At 65.2% G+C, this 17,648-nt stretch carries 14 protein-coding genes; 9 read left to right on the forward strand and 5 right to left on the reverse strand.

Features of this window, described 5'->3' with window-relative positions; translation table 11 throughout:
• Nucleotides 1–19: 19 nt before the first annotated feature.
• From rpoB to LWC34_RS23190, 7 genes are all read left to right on the forward strand, one after another.
• Nucleotides 20–3,505, forward strand: coding sequence for a DNA-directed RNA polymerase subunit beta (gene rpoB, locus LWC34_RS23160; RefSeq protein ID WP_233727258.1), 3,486 nt, complete (start codon nt 20–22; stop codon nt 3,503–3,505).
• A 95-nt stretch (nt 3,506–3,600) separates the two neighbouring features.
• Complete coding sequence (locus LWC34_RS23165; protein ID WP_233727259.1) at nt 3,601–7,500, forward strand: DNA-directed RNA polymerase subunit beta'; 3,900 nt, start codon at nt 3,601–3,603, stop codon at nt 7,498–7,500.
• A gap of 172 nt (nt 7,501–7,672) precedes the next feature.
• Nucleotides 7,673–8,005 carry a DUF6247 family protein gene (locus LWC34_RS23170; RefSeq protein WP_233727260.1) on the forward strand — a complete coding sequence of 111 codons (333 nt, stop codon included), beginning with the start codon at nt 7,673–7,675 and terminating at the stop codon, nt 8,003–8,005.
• Nucleotides 8,006–8,032: 27 nt separating this feature from the next.
• The gene (locus LWC34_RS23175; protein WP_233727261.1) at nt 8,033–8,263 is read left to right on the forward strand and encodes a hypothetical protein; all 231 of its coding nucleotides are present in this window, start codon (nt 8,033–8,035) and stop codon (nt 8,261–8,263) included.
• 155 nt (nt 8,264–8,418) lie between these two features.
• Nucleotides 8,419–8,691, forward strand: a complete 273-nt coding sequence (locus LWC34_RS23180; protein WP_233727262.1) for a type II toxin-antitoxin system Phd/YefM family antitoxin — start codon at nt 8,419–8,421, stop codon at nt 8,689–8,691.
• Nucleotides 8,688–9,107, forward strand: coding sequence for a type II toxin-antitoxin system VapC family toxin (locus LWC34_RS23185; protein WP_233727263.1), 420 nt, complete (start codon nt 8,688–8,690; stop codon nt 9,105–9,107). The genes LWC34_RS23180 and LWC34_RS23185 overlap by 4 nt, the downstream gene beginning before the upstream one ends.
• A gap of 74 nt (nt 9,108–9,181) precedes the next feature.
• A complete protein-coding gene (locus LWC34_RS23190; RefSeq protein WP_233727264.1) occupies nt 9,182–10,369 on the forward strand; it encodes a hypothetical protein in 1,188 nt (395 codons plus the stop codon).
• Here LWC34_RS23190 and LWC34_RS23195 read toward each other — a convergent pair.
• From LWC34_RS23195 to LWC34_RS23205, 3 genes are read right to left on the reverse strand one after another with little or no spacing between them, the layout of a single operon-like run.
• Nucleotides 10,344–10,979 carry an SRPBCC family protein gene (locus LWC34_RS23195; protein ID WP_233727265.1) on the reverse strand — a complete coding sequence of 212 codons (636 nt, stop codon included), beginning with the start codon at nt 10,977–10,979 and terminating at the stop codon, nt 10,344–10,346. The two genes, LWC34_RS23190 and LWC34_RS23195, sit on opposite strands and share 26 nt — an antisense overlap.
• A 41-nt stretch (nt 10,980–11,020) precedes the next feature.
• Nucleotides 11,021–11,734, reverse strand: coding sequence for an ABC transporter permease (locus LWC34_RS23200; RefSeq protein WP_233727266.1), 714 nt, complete (start codon nt 11,732–11,734; stop codon nt 11,021–11,023).
• Nucleotides 11,731–12,612 (reverse strand): ABC transporter ATP-binding protein, encoded by an 882-nt coding sequence (locus tag LWC34_RS23205; RefSeq protein WP_233727267.1) that lies wholly within the window; start codon nt 12,610–12,612, stop codon nt 11,731–11,733. The genes LWC34_RS23200 and LWC34_RS23205 overlap by 4 nt, the downstream gene beginning before the upstream one ends.
• A 91-nt stretch (nt 12,613–12,703) precedes the next feature.
• Here LWC34_RS23205 and LWC34_RS58130 point away from each other — a divergent pair, with 91 nt between their 5' ends.
• Both LWC34_RS58130 and LWC34_RS23215 read left to right on the forward strand, forming a co-directional pair.
• Nucleotides 12,704–13,840, forward strand: a complete 1,137-nt coding sequence (locus tag LWC34_RS58130) for a sensor histidine kinase (protein WP_233727268.1) — start codon at nt 12,704–12,706, stop codon at nt 13,838–13,840.
• Nucleotides 13,837–14,427 carry a response regulator transcription factor gene (locus LWC34_RS23215; protein ID WP_233727269.1) on the forward strand — a complete coding sequence of 197 codons (591 nt, stop codon included), beginning with the start codon at nt 13,837–13,839 and terminating at the stop codon, nt 14,425–14,427. The genes LWC34_RS58130 and LWC34_RS23215 overlap by 4 nt, the downstream gene beginning before the upstream one ends.
• 305 nt (nt 14,428–14,732) lie before the next feature.
• Here LWC34_RS23215 and LWC34_RS23220 read toward each other — a convergent pair whose 3' ends face one another.
• Both LWC34_RS23220 and LWC34_RS23225 read right to left on the reverse strand, forming a co-directional pair.
• Nucleotides 14,733–15,821, reverse strand: coding sequence for an ADP-ribosylglycohydrolase family protein (locus tag LWC34_RS23220; protein WP_233727270.1), 1,089 nt, complete (start codon nt 15,819–15,821; stop codon nt 14,733–14,735).
• Nucleotides 15,821–17,644, reverse strand: coding sequence for a hypothetical protein (locus LWC34_RS23225; protein ID WP_233727271.1), 1,824 nt, complete (start codon nt 17,642–17,644; stop codon nt 15,821–15,823). Before LWC34_RS23225 ends, LWC34_RS23220 begins: the two co-directional genes overlap by 1 nt.
• Between the last annotated feature and the right edge of the window lie 4 nt (nt 17,645–17,648).

The raw sequence follows: 17,648 nt of genomic DNA on the forward strand, positions 1-17,648 counted from the left end.
GTCCCTGGAAGGACGCATCTTGGCAGTCTCCCGCGCGACCGAAGCCACTGCTGCGACCAACTCCATGTCCGGAATCCCAGGTGCTCCGAAGCGCGTCTCGTTCGCGAAGCTGTCCGAGCCGCTCGGCGTGCCCAATCTGCTCGACCTGCAGATCCAGTCCTTCGAATGGTTCACCGGAGCCGAGGCGTGGTTCCAGCGCCGTGTCGACGCCGGTGACGAGAACCCCGTCGGTGGTCTCGAGGAAGTACTGAACGAGATCTCGCCGATCGAGGACTTCTCCGGCTCGATGTCGCTTTCCTTCTCCGACCCACGCTTCGACGAGGTCAAGGCCTCTGTCGAGGAGTGCAAGGACAAGGACATGACCTACGCCGCACCGCTGTTCGTCACGGCCGAGTTCACCAACCACACCACTGGCGAGATCAAGAGCCAGACGGTGTTCATGGGTGACTTCCCGGTCATGACCAACAAGGGCACGTTCATCATCAACGGCACCGAGCGTGTCGTCGTGTCCCAGCTGGTGCGTTCGCCCGGTGTCTACTTCGCAACCGCTGTCGACAAGACGACCGACAAGGACGTCTTCGACACCCGGATCATCCCGAGCCGTGGTGCCTGGCTCGAGTTCGACGTCGACAAGCGCGACACCGTCGGTGTCCGCATCGACCGCAAGCGCCGCCAGCCGGTGACCGTCCTGCTGAAGGCCCTCGGCTGGACGACCGAGCAGATCAGGGAACGCTTCTCTTTCTCTGAGACCCTGCTCGCCACCCTCGAGAAGGACCACACCGCTGGTCAGGACGAGGCGCTGCTGGACATCTACCGCAAGCTTCGCCCGGGCGAGCCGCCGACCAAGGAGTCGGCGCAGACCCTGCTGGAGAACCTGTTCTTCAAGGACAAGCGGTACGACCTGGCCAAGGTGGGCCGGTACAAGGTCAACAAGAAGCTGGGTGTCGTCGAGCCGTACGACACCGGTGTGCTGACCGAAGAGGACATCGTCACCACCATCGAGTACCTCGTCCGGCTGCACGCGGGCGACACCACGATGATGGGCAAGGACGGCCGTGAGCTGCCGGTCGAGGTCGACGACATCGACCACTTCGGCAACCGCCGCCTGCGCACGGTCGGCGAGCTGATCCAGAACCAGATCCGGGTCGGCCTGTCCCGGATGGAGCGCGTCGTCCGTGAGCGGATGACCACGCAGGACGTCGAGGCGATCACGCCGCAGACGCTGATCAACATCCGTCCGGTGGTCGCGGCGATCAAGGAGTTCTTCGGAACCTCCCAGCTGTCGCAGTTCATGGACCAGACCAACCCGATCGCGGGCCTGACGCACAAGCGTCGCCTCTCGGCCCTCGGCCCTGGTGGTATCTCCCGTGAGCGGGCCGGCATGGAGGTCCGTGACGTCCACCCGTCGCACTACGGCCGGATGTGCCCGATCGAGACGCCGGAAGGTCCGAACATCGGCCTGATCGGTTCGCTCTCGTCCTACGGGCGGGTCAACCCGTTCGGCTTCATCGAGACGCCGTACCGCAAGGTCGTCGACGGCCGGGTCACCGAGCAGATCGACTACCTGACCGCGGACGAGGAAGACCGTTACGTCAAGGCGCAGGCCAACTCGCCGACCGACGCCGACGGCAACTTCGTCGAGGACCGCGTCCTCGTCCGTACCAAGGGCGGTGAGGTCGAGTACATCGACCCGCACGGTGTCGACTACATGGACGTCTCGCCGCGCCAGATGGTGTCGGTCGCGACGGCCATGATCCCGTTCCTCGAGCACGACGACGCCAACCGCGCCCTGATGGGCGCGAACATGCAGCGTCAGGCCGTTCCGCTGTTGCGTTCCGAGTCGCCGCTGGTCGGCACCGGGATGGAGCTGCGTGCCGCGGTCGACGCCGGTGACGTGGTCGTGGCAAGCAAGGCCGGTGTGGTCGAGGAGCTGTCCGCGGACTTCATCACGGTGATGGCCGACGACGGCACCCGCCAGACCTACGGGCTGCACAAGTTCCGCCGCAGCAACCAGGGCACGTGCATCAACCAGAAGCCCATCGTCAACGAGGGTGAGCGGGTTGAGGTCGGCCAGGTTGTCGCGGACGGTCCGTGCACCGAAGACGGCGAGATGGCCCTCGGCAAGAACCTGCTCGTGGCGATCATGCCGTGGGAAGGCCACAACTACGAGGACGCGATCATCCTGTCGCAGCGTCTCGTCCAGGACGACGTCCTGACCTCGATCCACATCGAGGAGCACGAGATCGACGCCCGCGACACCAAGCTGGGTGCCGAGGAGATCACGCGGGACATCCCGAACGTCTCCGAGGAGGTGCTCGCCGACCTCGACGAGCGCGGCATCATCCGGATCGGTGCCGAGGTCCGCGACGGCGACATCCTGGTCGGCAAGGTCACGCCGAAGGGTGAGACCGAGCTGACCCCGGAGGAGCGCCTGCTGCGTGCCATCTTCGGTGAGAAGGCCCGCGAGGTCCGCGACACCTCGCTGAAGGTGCCGCACGGTGAGACCGGCAAGGTGATCGGTATCCGCGTGTTCTCCCGCGAGGACGAGGACGAGCTGCCCCCGGGCGTGAACGAGCTGGTCCGCGTGTACGTGGCGCAGAAGCGCAAGATCCAGGACGGCGACAAGCTCGCCGGCCGGCACGGCAACAAGGGTGTCATCGGCAAGATCCTCCCGGTCGAGGACATGCCGTTCCTCCCGGACGGCACGCCGGTGGACGTCGTGCTGAACACGCACGGTGTGCCGCGTCGTATGAACATCGGCCAGATCCTCGAGACTCACCTCGGGTGGCTGGCCAAGACAGGCTGGAAGATCGACGGATCCCCGGAGTGGGCGGCCAAGCTGCCATCCGACCTCTACGAGGTGGACCCGGACACGAACACCGCGACCCCGGTGTTCGACGGTGCCAGCGAAGAGGAGCTCACCGGACTGCTCGGCTCGACGATGCCGAACCGGGACGGCGAGCGGATGGTCAACAAGGACGGTAAGGCGATCTTGCTCGACGGCCGCTCCGGCGAGCCGTTCCCGTACCCGGTCGCAGTCGGCTACATGTACATCTTGAAGCTGCTGCACCTGGTCGACGACAAGATCCACGCCCGGTCGACCGGCCCGTACTCGATGATCACCCAGCAGCCGCTGGGTGGTAAGGCGCAGTTCGGTGGCCAGCGCTTCGGTGAGATGGAGTGCTGGGCGATGCAGGCCTATGGTGCGGCCTACACGCTGCAGGAGCTGCTGACGATCAAGTCCGACGACGTCGTGGGCCGCGTGAAGGTCTACGAGGCGATCGTCAAGGGCGAGAACATCCCGGAGCCGGGTATCCCGGAGTCCTTCAAGGTGCTCCTCAAGGAGCTCCAGTCGCTGTGCTTGAACGTGGAGGTGCTGTCTTCGGACGGCGCCGCGATCGAGATGCGCGACGGGGACGACGAGGACCTGGAGCGCGCTGCCGCGAACCTCGGGATCAACTTGTCCCGCAACGAATCGCCTTCCGTTGACGACGTTGTGAACTGACCTCGCCGAGGCCGGGGGACGGCCGGAAACCGGCCCCCGCCTCGCCTGAATCCCCCGAATCTGCTGTCTTTCAACCAAAGGGGAGAAGAACCGACGTGCTTGACGTCAACTTCTTCGACGAGCTCCGTATCGGCCTTGCCACAGCGGACGACATCCGCCAGTGGTCCTTCGGCGAGGTCAAGAAGCCGGAGACGATCAACTACCGCACCCTGAAGCCGGAGAAGGACGGACTCTTCTGCGAGAAGATCTTCGGTCCGACCCGGGACTGGGAGTGCTACTGCGGTAAGTACAAGCGGGTCCGCTTCAAGGGCATCATCTGTGAGCGCTGTGGCGTCGAGGTGACCCGCGCGAAGGTCCGCCGTGAGCGCATGGGCCACATCGAGCTGGCCGCGCCGGTCACGCACATCTGGTACTTCAAGGGTGTGCCGTCCCGGCTGGGCTACCTGCTCGACCTGGCGCCCAAGGACCTCGAGAAGATCATCTACTTCGCGGCCTACGTGATCACCGGCGTGAACACCGAGCTGCGGCACAACGACCTGCCCACCCTCGAGTCGGAGATCGGCGTCGAGCGCAAGCAGGTCGAGGCCCGTCGCGATGCCGACATCGAGGCGCGTGCCCAGAAGCTCGAGGGCGACCTCGCGCAGCTGGAGGCCGAAGGCGCCAAGAGCGACGTGCGCCGCAAGGTCAAGGAGGGTGGCGAGCGGGAGATGCGCCAGCTCCGCGACCGGGCCCAGCGTGAGCTGGACCGGCTCGACGAGATCTGGACCACCTTCACCAAGCTCGACATCAAGCAGCTGATCGCCGACGAGCTGCTCTACCGCGAGCTGATCGACCGCTACGGCGACTACTTCACCGGTTCGATGGGTGCCGAGGCGATCAAGACGCTGGCTGGCAACTTCGACGTGGACGCCGAGGCCGAGAACCTGCGGGAGACCATCCGCAGCGGCAAGGGCCAGAAGAAGCTGCGTGCCCTCAAGCGCCTCAAGGTCGTCGCGGCGTTCCAGTCGACCCGCAACTCGCCGATGGGCATGGTGCTCGACTGCGTTCCGGTCATCCCGCCGGACCTGCGGCCGATGGTTCAGCTCGACGGTGGCCGGTTCGCCACGTCCGACCTGAACGACCTGTACCGCCGGGTGATCAACCGCAACAACCGGTTGAAGCGCCTCATCGACCTCGGCGCGCCCGAGATCATCGTGAACAACGAGAAGCGGATGCTGCAGGAGGCCGTCGACGCGCTGTTCGACAACGGCCGCCGTGGCCGTCCGGTCACCGGTCCAGGTAACCGGCCGCTGAAGTCGCTGTCGGACCTGCTGAAGGGTAAGCAGGGCCGGTTCCGCCAGAACCTGCTCGGCAAGCGTGTCGACTACTCGGGCCGTTCGGTCATCGTGGTCGGCCCGCAGCTCAAGCTGCACCAGTGCGGTCTGCCGAAGGCGATGGCGCTCGAGCTGTTCAAGCCGTTCGTGATGAAGCGGCTCGTTGACCTCAACCACGCGCAGAACATCAAGTCCGCCAAGCGGATGGTCGAGCGGGCCCGCCCGGCCGTGTGGGACGTGCTCGAAGAGGTCATCACCGAGCACCCGGTGCTGCTCAACCGCGCACCGACGCTGCACCGCCTCGGTATCCAGGCCTTCGAGCCGCAGCTGGTCGAAGGCAAGGCCATCCAGCTGCACCCGCTGGTCTGTGAGGCGTTCAACGCGGACTTCGACGGTGACCAGATGGCGGTGCACCTGCCGCTGTCGGCCGAGGCTCAGGCCGAGGCCCGGATCCTGATGCTGTCGTCGAACAACATCCTGTCGCCCGCGTCGGGCCGTCCGCTGGCCATGCCGCGTCTTGACATGGTCACCGGTCTGTTCCACCTGACCAGGCTGGACGAGAAGGCGGCAGGCGCAGGCCTCGCGTTCTCCTCGCCGGCCGAGGCGATCATGGCCTTCGACCGCAAGGTCATCGGCCTGCAGGCACCGGTGAAGATCCGGATCAAGAACCGGACGCCGAACGCCCAGATGCGCCCGGAGGGTTACGAGCCGGGCAGCACCTGGCTGGCGGAGACCACTCTTGGCCGGGTCCTGTTCAACGACCTGCTCCCCGAGGACTACCCGTTCATCAACGAGCCGATGCCCAAGAAGCGTCAGGCCGCGATCGTGAACGACCTCGCCGAGCGCTACCCGATGGTCACCGTGGCCCGGACGCTGGACAAGCTGAAGGACGCGGGCTTCCACTGGGCCACCCGGTCCGGTGTCACGATCGCCATCTCCGATGTCGTCGTGCCGCCGAACAAGGCCGAGATCCTCGACCAGTACGAGCAGAAGGCCGACGCGGTCGAGAAGCGCTACCAGCGTGGCCAGCTCTCGCACGCCGAGCGCAACAACGAGCTGGTCAAGGTCTGGACTCAGGCAACTGAGGACGTCGCCAAGGCGATGGAGGACTACTTCCCCGACGACAACCCGATCCCGACGATCGTGAAGTCGGGCGCGGCGGGCAACATGACCCAGGTCCGGTCGCTGGCCGGTATGCGTGGTCTGGTGTCCAACCCGAAGGGTGAGTACATCCCACGGCCGATCAAGGCGAACTTCCGTGAAGGCCTCTCCGTTGGTGAGTACTTCATCGCCACGCACGGTGCCCGTAAGGGTCTGGCCGACACCGCGCTGCGTACCGCCGACTCGGGTTACCTGACCCGTCGTCTGGTGGACGTCTCGCAGGACGTCATCGTGCGTGAGATCGACTGTGGCACCAGCCGCGGCATCCAGATGAAGATCGGTGAGAAGACGCCGGACGGCAAGGTCCTGCGCGACCAGCACGTGGAGACCAGTGTCTACGCGCGCACGATCGCCGAGGACGTGACCGACAACGAGGGCAACATCATCGTCAACCGCGGTGATGACCTCGGCGACCCGGCGCTCAACCGCCTGATCGACAGCGGGATCGTCAAGGCGAAGGTCCGCAGCGTGCTGACCTGCGAGTCGGCCGTCGGTGTCTGTGCCATGTGCTACGGCCGCTCGATGGCGACCGGTCAGCTGGTCGACGTGGGTGAGGCCGTCGGTATCGTCGCCGCCCAGTCGATCGGTGAGCCCGGTACGCAGCTGACCATGCGTACGTTCCACCAGGGTGGTGTCGCCGGTGACGACATCACCACCGGTCTGCCCCGTGTCCAGGAGCTGTTCGAGGCCCGTCAGCCGAAGGGCAAGGCGCCGATCGCCGACGTCGACGGCCGCGTGCGGATCGAGGACGGCGACCGGTTCTGGAAGATCACGCTGATCCCAGACGACGGCAGCGAAGAGATCATCTTCGACAAGCTGTCCAAGCGTCAGCGCCTTGCCGTGACCCCGTCCGGCCCGCTCGCCGACGGCGACCACGTCTCGGTCGGCCAGCAGCTGCTGGAAGGTACGCCGGACCCGCACGAGGTGCTGCGCGTGATGGGCCCGCGGGCCGCGCAGATGCACCTGGTCGAAGAGGTCCAGAAGGTGTACCGGGCGCAGGGTGTGTCCATCCACGACAAGCACATCGAGGTGATCGTCCGGCAGATGCTGCGCCGCGTCACGATCATCGACAGCGGTTCGACCGACTTCCTGCCCGGCTCGCTGCCAGAGCGTGCGGACTTCGAGTCGCAGAACCGCCGGATCGTCTCCGAAGGCGGCGAGCCCGCCTCCGGTCGTCCGGTGCTGATGGGTATCACCAAGGCGTCGCTGGCCACGGAGTCCTGGCTCTCGGCGGCCTCCTTCCAGGAGACCACCAAGATCCTGACCGACGCGGCGATCAAGGGCGCGAGCGACAAGCTCGTCGGCCTGAAGGAGAACGTCATCATCGGTAAGTTGATCCCGGCAGGCACGGGCATCAACAAGTACCGCAACATCCAGGTCCAGCCAACGGAAGAGGCCAGGGTCGCCGCATACGCGATCCCGTCCTACGACGACGGCTACTACACCCCGGATGTCTTCGGCACCGGTACAGGTGCCGCGGTTCCGTTGGACGACTACGACTTCGGCCGCGACTATCGCTGAGGCGTAGTTAGCTAAGAGAAGGCCCCCGGTTCGCCGGGGGCCTTTCTCCTTATGTGCGAGTGTGCGTGTCCACCATGCCGGAACCGCAGGCACCCATCACCGACTCCCCGCCTGCTCGCTATCGCTCGCGGCGATACGTCGATTGTTACTGGGTGCTTGCTACGCTAAGAGCGTGACGGCGTCAGCAGCAGAGCACTTCCCCACGGAACCGCCGGGCACCACGCCCCGCGCGATCCGTGCGGCGCTGCTGCCTGAGGAAGCCGCTGACTTCGACCGCGACTACCGCAAGGCACTGCGGACGGCCGCGGACACACTGAGCTTGGACGAGCTGCACGCCGCGCTGACGCACTGGCATCGCGTTGCCCGGATGACCCAGGCTGACCCGGAGGCACACCGCCGAATGCTGCAACGCGCCGAGGACAGGCTGCGGACCGGCGCGGAACCGGCTGGCGCCGTGTCCACCGATGACGTGAAAGCGTTGATCCGGGAGCGGCTGGGCCTGTAGGTGTATCGCATCGTCATCGACGGTGACGTGGCTGATCAGATCGCTGCATTGCCGGACGCAGTTCTCGCGGTGCTCGCGCAGGTGTTGGGCGTCCTTGAGCTCACGCCGTGGCATGGCGAGCCGTACAACCTGACCAAACCCGACGAGCCCATGCGCCAGTGGGTGTTTGGCGGGTCGATGGGCGAGGGCGTGATCGTGTACCTGATCCTCGATGACCAGCGGCGCGTCGATGTCCTGCGCGTGTTGTGGTTCGGCTAAGGGCGTAGCGGTAAGCAGCGTGAGCTGGATCGGCGGCGGCATTGATCCCGCGCTAGTGTCGATCGCATGAACGGGCGTGACCAGCTGCGCGACCTTTACCGAGCCCGTTTCTGAACCCGCGATGCTGTTCTACCTCATGTAGTACAATGAGCGGCATGGAGCAGGTCCCGATCAGAGTGCTCAACCAGGACACCGCGAGTGTGCTCGATCGTGTGACGAACGGTGAAACCGTCGAGATCACCAACCGCGGCAAGCCGGTCGCCAGGCTTGTGCCGGTGGCCAGCGGTGAGCTGGATGATCTCGTGGAGATGGGCTGGGCGAAACCGCCGACACTGCCGCGTCCGTTCGTTGTGCCCGCCGGGCCGATTGATCACGAAAAGACAGCCACCAACGCGCTCATCGCCATGCGCGAGGAGGAGCGCTGGTGATCTATCTGGGCAGCTGCGCGATCATCAAACTGATCGCGCAGGAGCCGGAGTCACGTGCGCTCGTCGATTGGATCGCCGAGCATGCTCGTGCGGACCTGGTGACTTCCATGCTGTCCGAGGTAGAGGTGCCGCGTGCGTTGCGGCGTGGCCATCCGCAGCTGCTAGGCGCGGTGACCGGTGTGCTGAAGCGGTTGTACCGCATAGAGATCAATGATGAGGTACGCGCGACTGCCGCGGCCTACCTAGAGCCGAATCTGCGATCGCTCGACTCCATCCATCTCGCCACAGCGGATGCTGTCGCGGCGCTGGGAAAGAACGTCGAAGCATTTGTCACGTATGACAAGCGGTTGGCGGTGGCAGCCGCCAATGCCGGGCACACCGTGGTCGCGCCCGGTGAATCCCTGGTTTCTCGTTGACTGTTCCTTGCATAGGCTGTGAGATTCCCGTTCAGCCGTAGATTCAACGACAGTTCACTGGATATGCCTGGACTGTGAAGAAAATGCGTGCTGCCGCGATCGCGGCGGCCAGTCTGATGGTCATGACTCTGGGGGCCGTGCCCACGGCAACCGCCGCGGTGGACGCGGCGAGCAAACTCAACGCGGCGGACTTCAAGCTGAAGCGTTCGGCCAACGATGCCGACTACACCAAGCTGGTCAACGCGCTGCCGAACGCGGACGTGAAGTCCGTTTTGGACAGTGCGAACCGGACAGCGCTGCGGATTCCCAAGGAGGACGGCGAGCGGATCACGCCGAACTTCGCGGCGGGATTCCTGTGGCAGGACGGCGATGACAAGACGCCGGACTGGTATCCGCAGGGCATCACCACCAGCAGCGACGCCCTGGAATCCGGGGTGTGGCAGGACCGCAAGGTCGTCCTGGTCTCGTGGTACGGCCACAAGGACGGCACTGCGGCCAACAAGGGCGCGCGGATCAGCTTCATCGACCGGACCGACCCGCTGAAGCCGGTCTACCGGCACGTTCTGCTGGTCGCACCGACCACGACCAGCGGAAACGCCAACTTCGCGTCCACGTCGCCGAACCACGCTGGCGGCATCATGTGGTACGGCAACCTGTTGTACGTCGCCAGTACGGACAACATCGAGGTGTACGACCTCAACAACATCCTGAAGGTTTCCACCGCCGACGACACCAAGATCGGCCGCGCGGCTGACGGCACTTACTACGCCTACGGCTACCAGTACGTTTTGCCGCGCAAGTTCACCTACGAGCGTGACAACAACAACGTCCGGTTCTCCGCGATCTCGCTGGACCGTTCGACCACGCCGGACAGCGTTCTCGTCACCGAGTACGACGAGGTTGGCGACGGATCACGGTTGTTCCGCTGGAACATCAACTACGAGACGCGCGAACTGTCCGACACCACGGCGGACTGGGCGTACCAGGTCAACATCCGTGCCATGCAAGGCGCCGCGGCCATCAAGGGCGGCGACGGTCCTGACAAGTCCTGGTACTACATCTCACGCAGCAACGGCAGGAACGGCCGCGGCGACCTGGTCGTCTGGCAGCCGGGCAAGCTCGCCAACATCTACGAGGGCACGTGGATGATGGGTCCGGAGGACATGACCTACCGGCCGTCCACTGACGAGATGTGGACCGTGAACGAGTACCCGAACGATCGGTACGTCATGGCTGTTACGGCTGATCGTTTTCGTCCGTAGTTTCCGTGTAGGCGGCGGTTGTACGGTCGGCCGCCGCCTGCGCCCATTCCTCGTCCTCTCCGGCTTCGATGCCCGCCTCGCCCCAACGGGAACTGCTGGCGCGCATGAAGTTCACGCCTTCGGGTGATGTCGTCCATTCTTTCTCTGGTGGCAACGGTTTCTCGGCCAAGTGCGCCGCCAGGCTCGCCAGCGACAAGTCCCAGCCGACCCCGCCCGCGCCTGGGCCGTAGAGCTCCCAGTGGTCGTTCACCGGCATGGTGTGCTCCAGTTCGAATCGGGTCCCGTTCGCCTCCGTGGTCAGCTTTACCTCGACCCAGCTGGGGTCTCCGTCGTATTCCCACGTCAGCGCGAAGCTCTTCGGGGGATCGCAGCGCTCGACCGTGCCGCTGGCGTTGCCTTCGATCGCGTAGCGCCCGCCGAGCTGCAGGTCGCCTGAGACGGGCGCGAACCAACGCGCCAGGCGTTCGGGGTTCGTGCATGCGTCCCAGACGTCCTCGATCGCGGCGCCGTAGGTCTGAGCGAGCGCGATCGAACGCCCTTCTCCCGTCTTGACCTGCCGTTTCGTGACCGTTCGGCGGACGGCGTTGATCTGCTCGATGAGGTCCGTCATACCGCCAACGTAGCAGCCACAGCTTATATAAGCCAGTGCTGTTACTGGCGTGGTTCCCACTTGAAGAACCGTTGCGCCGCGAACCCGAGCAGCGCCAGCCACGCGACCGTGGCACCCAGCGCGAGCAGCGGCGTCGACCCGGCCCAGCCTTCACCGACCAGCTGGCTCGGACCCGCCATCGGCAACAGGGCGCCGATCGTGGACACGGTCGTGTTGTCCGACCGAATCATGATCGCCCCGGCGATCGCGGCGAACAGCAGCGGCAGCGACGTGATCTGGGTGGCCTCGACACTCCGGGAGAACGCGGCCGTCACGATTCCGGCGAGCAACGCCGTCGGCAGGCCGAGGACGAGTCCGATGAGGACAACGCCGACCTGTTGCGGCGCAGGGGCCCCGATCGCCAGGCAGAACCCGAAGTAGATCAGGGTCTGCGCGATTCCGATGACCATCATCGGCCCGGCGATCCCGGCGAACACGCCGTTGTCGGTCAGCTCCGATGTACGAAGTCGTTGCAGCACAAGCGACTGCCTGCGCGAGGTGAACACCATCGCGCTGACCAGGTACACCGACACCGCCAGCAGCATCACGAACGTGAAGCCCATCTGCCACGGCCATTCCGACGCGGGCATGTCCCGCAGCTGGAACCAGGCCATCGCGCACAGTGCGAGCGGCACGAACACGATCGAGTACATGGTCAGCTTCTTGCGGAACAGCAACCGCAGTTCCGTCATTGCCAGATGGACGACCATGGTCATGCCTTTCCGATCGAGAGGAAGATCTCCTGCAGTGACGCCTGGGTGGCGTTGAGATCCCGCAGCCGCACGGCATTGCGGTCGGCCCACTGCAGCAGTTCGTGCAGATCCGCCTGCAGGTCGTGGGTCTGTACGGTCAGCTGCTCGTTGTCCAGCGCCACGTCACCGAGAAGTTTCGGCAGCTCCATGCCGTACGGAACCTTGGCGGTGATCCGCGCGGGCTGCTCGGACAACACGTCCGACAGCGTCCCGGAGACCTGGATCCGGCCGTTGTGCATGATCGCCACCCGGTCGGCCAGCGCCTGCGCCTCCTCCAGGTAATGCGTGGTCAGCAGGACCGACGTGCCGATGTCCTTGAGGTGCTCGACGGTGTCCCACAACCCCTGGCGTGATTCCGGGTCGAGGCCGGTGGTCGGCTCGTCCAGGATCACCAGCGGCGGACGCCCCCAGATCGCCAAGGCGAAATCCAGCCGCCGCCGTTCACCCCCGGAAAGCTTGTCCACCTGGACGTCCGCCCGATGCGTCAGCTCCACTGTGGACAAAAGCGCCTTCGCGGAATCCTTGCGGGTGGTCAGTCCGGCCCACAGGTCGAGCGTCTCAGCCACAGTCAGCTCGCCGATCAGCCCGGTCTGCTGTGACATCACGCCCGTGCGCGCGCTCAGTGCGGGCCGGTCGGCCGCCGGGTCCAGCCCGAACGCCCTGACCCGGCCGCTCGCGGGCTTGCGGAAGCCCTCGATGGTCTCCAATGTCGTGGTCTTACCGGCGCCGTTCGTCCCGAGCAGCGCGAAGATCTCCCCCTGGCGAACCGTGAAGTCGACTCCGGCGACTGCGACGAACTGCCCGTAGCGATAGGTCAACTCGGACACTTCAATCACGTTCATGCCACAAGGTTCGCGAATTGGCGGCACGTTCAGTAGTCGTGGCCGTCATGAGCTGGGATGACAGGTGTCATGTGCTGTTAGTTTGATGAACGTGGCCGAGACCGTCCTAGAGCCGTTGCGCCGGATGACCCGCCGAATGCTGCTGTTCACCGAGCTCGTCGTGCTGCTGCCACTGTTCTTCGTACTGCGCTTGGCCCCGAACCCGTACATGATCGCGGTGATCGGGATCGGCACCGCGGTGATGTTGACCGTGCGCATCCGCAACACCCTGCGGCTGATGCGCGGTCCGTGGGAGCCGTTCTCGAACCTGCACCTCTATGGCCTGTCCGCGTTGGCGCTCATGTTGTCGACCGCCGCGTGCGCGGTCGATGTGCTCGCGGGCTCGTTCAGCACAGTGTTCGTCGGGATGGCGGCTTCCGAGTACTTCGTCGGCAGAACGATGGGCTACGCCTGGCGCAGGATCGGCATATTGGTCGCGGTCCAGGTCGCTTTGCTCGTTGTGGTCCTCTTTCTCACTGGACAGCAGGCCGCGCTGGGCGTGCTGCTGTTCACGTCGACGTTCATGACCGTGGCGCTCGCGTTCAGCGTCGGGATGACGTACCGCCAATGGGAAGGCGCGTTGAAGCTCGAACAGGCCCGCCGGGACGCCGCCGACCTCGCGGCGACGCGGGAACGCCTGCGGCTGGCCGAAGATCTGCACGACATCCTCGGGCACGCGCTGGAAGTCGTGTCACTGAAAAGCGAACTCGCGGTCCGGCTGACCGACGCGGAAAAGTCCAAGGCCGAAATGATCGAAGTACAACAATTGGCCCGCAACGCGTTGCGAGACGTCCGCGCGCTCGTGCAAGGCAACCGGCCAACCGACTTCGCCACGGAACTCACCGGTGCCCGCAAACTCCTGGAATCAGCCGGAATCTCCTGCGACTTCGCCGCCGACCCGGCCGACCTGACCACCGGCGAACGAGACCTCTTCGGCCGCGTGCTCAGAGAAGCCATGACCAACGCCTTGCGCCACTCAGACCCCCGCTCGTGCAGCGTTTCCCTTGCTGCCAAACCCGACTCGGTTGTGCTCCGCGTGGTCAACGACGGCGTGGCGCCACTCCAGTCAGCCGAGGACGGCAGCGGCCTTGTGAGTCTCACCAGGCGTGTCACGGCGGCAGGCGGCTCATTCACGGCCGGAAACGTCGAACCTGCGTCCTTCGAGGTGATTGCGAGCCTGCCGAGATGATCCGAGTGGTCCTAGCCGACGACGAACAGCTGACCAGGCAAGCCGTCGCCTCCCTGCTTGGCCTTGAACCGGACCTCGAAGTGGTCGCGGACGTCGACGACGGCTCGAAAGCCCTGCTCGCGATCGCCGAGCACAAGCCGGACGTGGTCGTGCTCGACGTGGAAATGCCCACAATGGACGGCCTGAAAGTGCTGGAGCTGATCGACACGAGAGCGATCATGCTCACCCGGCACGCTCGCCCAGGAGTCCTGCGCCAAGCACTCTCCCTTGGAGCCAAAGGTTTCCTGGCCAAAACCGCACCAGCCGCCCTGTTGGCAGACGTGATCCGCCGAGTGCACGCGGGAATGCGTTACGTAGACCCGGAATTCGCGGCCTCAGCCCTCGCCGAAAACCCGTGTCCGCTGACCGACCGCGAACTCGAAGTCCTGCGGATGGTCGACGACTCCCGTACGGCACCGGACATCGCCAGAGCGTTGAACCTCTCGGCAGGAACAGTCCGGAACTACGTCTCATCGGCGATGACGAAACTAGGAGCCAAAACCCGAGCCCAAGCAGCCAAAATGGTCAGAGACAACGGCTGGATCTAGCCCCCCAACCGCGTGTCCACCGGCTCCGTCATGGTGAGTTGAACCCGCGAGCGGCGCCCGGCGGGTACCAGCCGCGCTGGAAGCGAGTCGAGCAGTTTGACTCACCGTGACGGAACGGTGGACACGCGCCAAGGGCGGTGCAACGCAAGATGCCCTGAGGGATGAGCCCCGAAGCGCAAAGAACCCCGCTGGAACAGGACAAGCCCGCAAGCAACGGTCAACACGGTGTGCCGCAACGGTGGACACGGTGTGCTGGAACGGTGGACACGGTGTTCAGGAACGGTGGACACGGCGGTGGGGTGGGGTCAGCGTTTCTGGGAGAAGGGGAACCAGCTGTAGAACTCGTCGCTGTACATCGGTTCCTCGCTGAATTCGCGGCGTACCTGGTAGGCCAATGTGCTCATCCGCTCACTCAACTCCACCTGTGCGACCAGGTCCTCGGGCAGATGGTTCCCGCCACCCGAAACCCCATACAGCGCACCAGCCAAAGCCCCGGTCGCCGCGCTGTCGCCATTGATGGTGATCGCGCGACCCACCACATACTCGAACCGGTGGTCCGAGATCGCCGCCCGGGCCGCGATCGCCAGCGCTCCAAGGGCAGTAGTGCTGTCGCCGAAGCTTTCGATCGTCGCGGGATCAAGCTTCGCGTCAGCCGAGAACTGCGCGTCCACGACCCTGCTCAGCGTGTCGTGGACCTCCTCATGCCCTTTCCACCGGGTCAGGTAAGTGCGCGCCGCATCGATGGCACGCACAAGGTTCCTGACCCGCAAGCAGTAATGAACAATCACCGCATAAGCGCCCGCGGCGAGATAAGCGTTCGGATGCCCGTGAGTCAAAGCCGCGATACGAGCACCAATGTCGAACACCTCGGCCATGTCACTGCTCCACAGCGCGGCAACCCCTGCCCGGCTCAACACCGAGCTGCCCTGGGAGTTGTTCAGCGGATTGCCGAACGTTCCGAACGTGCCGTCGTCCATGTAGTGCCGGATCGCGTCGACTGTGGCGCGATCAGCCCAGCGGCGCTCGAAAAGCTCGTTCGCGCGCGGGAACCAGCCGTCCTGCTCCATCACCAACCACCGGCGCAGGCCCAGTTTGACCTCGTTCACCGGGTCGGTGCGCTCAAACCAAGTCGCACGGACATGCGCACGGACCATCGCGTCCATCGACAGCAACATCAGTTGTGTGTCCGAGGTGATCGCGCCTGGTTTGCCGAACACGTCGGAGAACTGCATCGGGCCGTGTTCGCCGTAGCGCTTCTGGATGTCCGCGGCCGAGTTGAACTGGACCGACGCGCCCAGCGCGCCGCCGATCGCCGCGCCTTTCATCCACCCCGGCAGGGCGATGTCGACCCCGTTGAGGTTACGAACGTCAAGTCCTGTCTTCCACTCCGGCATCACGAACCGTCCGCTCCGGACAACTCCACGATCTGGCCCCAGTGCAGGTATCCCTCGGTTGCCAGCGGCAGGATGTACGCCTGCGCCCCGCCCGGCCGGTTCTCGCTGCCCTTGGTCAGGCACGAAACGATCGTCCACTCGCCGGTCAGCCGCAGCCGTCGTGGCTCGGAATCCCCATGCAGCACAGGAACAATCTGCTCAGCCGTGGTGCCGGGCGCGTAGACGAGGTTCGAGTTGGGCGGGCCGAACTGCTCGACATCGAAGTCGCTGACCGTGATGTACGTGAAGTGCTCGAAGTTGTCCAACGGCGGCGACGGCGGAATCGGCAGGTCGAGGACCTCGTAGGGGTCAAGCACCTCGTTCGGCTCACGCTGCAGGTTCGGGTAGTTCTGCCACAGCTGGCCGATGATGTACGTCGCCGCCTGGCCGACCGTGTCGAAGACGTGCTCGAGCTCGCGCCGGTCGTCCTCCTCGGTGTACCAGAACGCGGCCCAGCGGTCGCCTTCCCTGACCATGCACCAGGCCTGGTCCTTCAGCCTGCCAGAGCTGTAGTAGCGCCTGCTGACCCGGAATCGGGCCGCCATGTCCGCGATCGCGTACGCGGCGCGGTCGTAGTCCTCCCACGCCGAAGTTTCGCTTTCGGGCCTGCCCATCGCCAGCGCGGACGCGCGGTCCAATGCGAACCTCGGCACGCTGCGCGGCGGCTCGTAACCCATGTCGCGGATGTGCTGGACGAAGTCAGGCGCGGGCGGAATCCCGTGCTTGCGCAGGTAATACGCCGACGCGGCCGTCCACACCCATTTGCCGTCGGTCAGGAACGCCATCGGCACAAGGCTGTCGCGCTCCGGGTGCAGCAGGTCGGGGGAGAAGCCGCGCGACGACAGAACGACCTTGCCGTTGTCCAAATAGGACAGGATGGCGTCGCGTTCGGCGGTGGTGAGCGATGGCCGGTACACGTACGGCCGCTCATTGCTGGTGAACCCGTCGAACAGCCTGGCGATCAGGGTGTACGGCTTCTGCTCCGGCTGGTCCCGGTCGTCTTGCGCGATCTCGGCGCGATGTGCCTGCGCCGCCAACTCGTAGGCGACCAACGCCGTCTGTGCCATCTTCGGCGGGATCGCCTCCGCATGCCTTGGCAGGACACGAAGATCGCTGAAGCTGCCCTGCGCGTCGCTGTCGTCGGGGAAGTCGAAGTCGAACTCGATGCTCGCCGGTGCGCCGCGCTTGAGCTCGTACTTCGCCTTGAACCACGTGCCCTTGGACGGCCGGTGCGACAGCATCCGCAACCGGTGGAACCAGTGCGAGACAATGGCGGGCGGCGACCATTCGTGCACGTCGTCGTCTTCGAGAGTGACGCGAGCGCGCAACTCCAACCGGTCGCCAAGCGCGTCGCACTCGATGCTGATCTGCTGCCAGCCGTTCGGTGCACCAGCGACAAGTGAGACGCTCAAATCGGTCGCGAGCGTGCCGGTGTTGGGCTCGGGCTCGTCGTCGTCAAGCGTGACTGGGAGCGGGAAACGCAACTCGTCCCTGGCGCCCGGCCAGACCGTCTGGCGGACCTGCCGGACCTCGGTCTGCGGATCCGGCGCCAGATAGCCAAGCAACGGATCGTGATGCTCGATCCCGCGCACGGTCAACGTGAACAGGCCTTCCGGCTCACTCTCGGAGACGGCCCGGACGAACGAGCCGTCCTCCATCCGCTCGAAGTCGCTGGACGGCACGGTTCCGGCTGGCGCGATCAAGTCGACGGTGCCGTTCGACCGCCTGCCACACCGGTGCACGACACCGAGGTGCACTGCCAGCAGCACACTGTCCTCCCGCATCTGC

This window comes from Kibdelosporangium philippinense, from assembly GCF_021390435.2.
In the GTDB taxonomy this organism is placed as follows: domain Bacteria; phylum Actinomycetota; class Actinomycetes; order Mycobacteriales; family Pseudonocardiaceae; genus Kibdelosporangium; species Kibdelosporangium philippinense.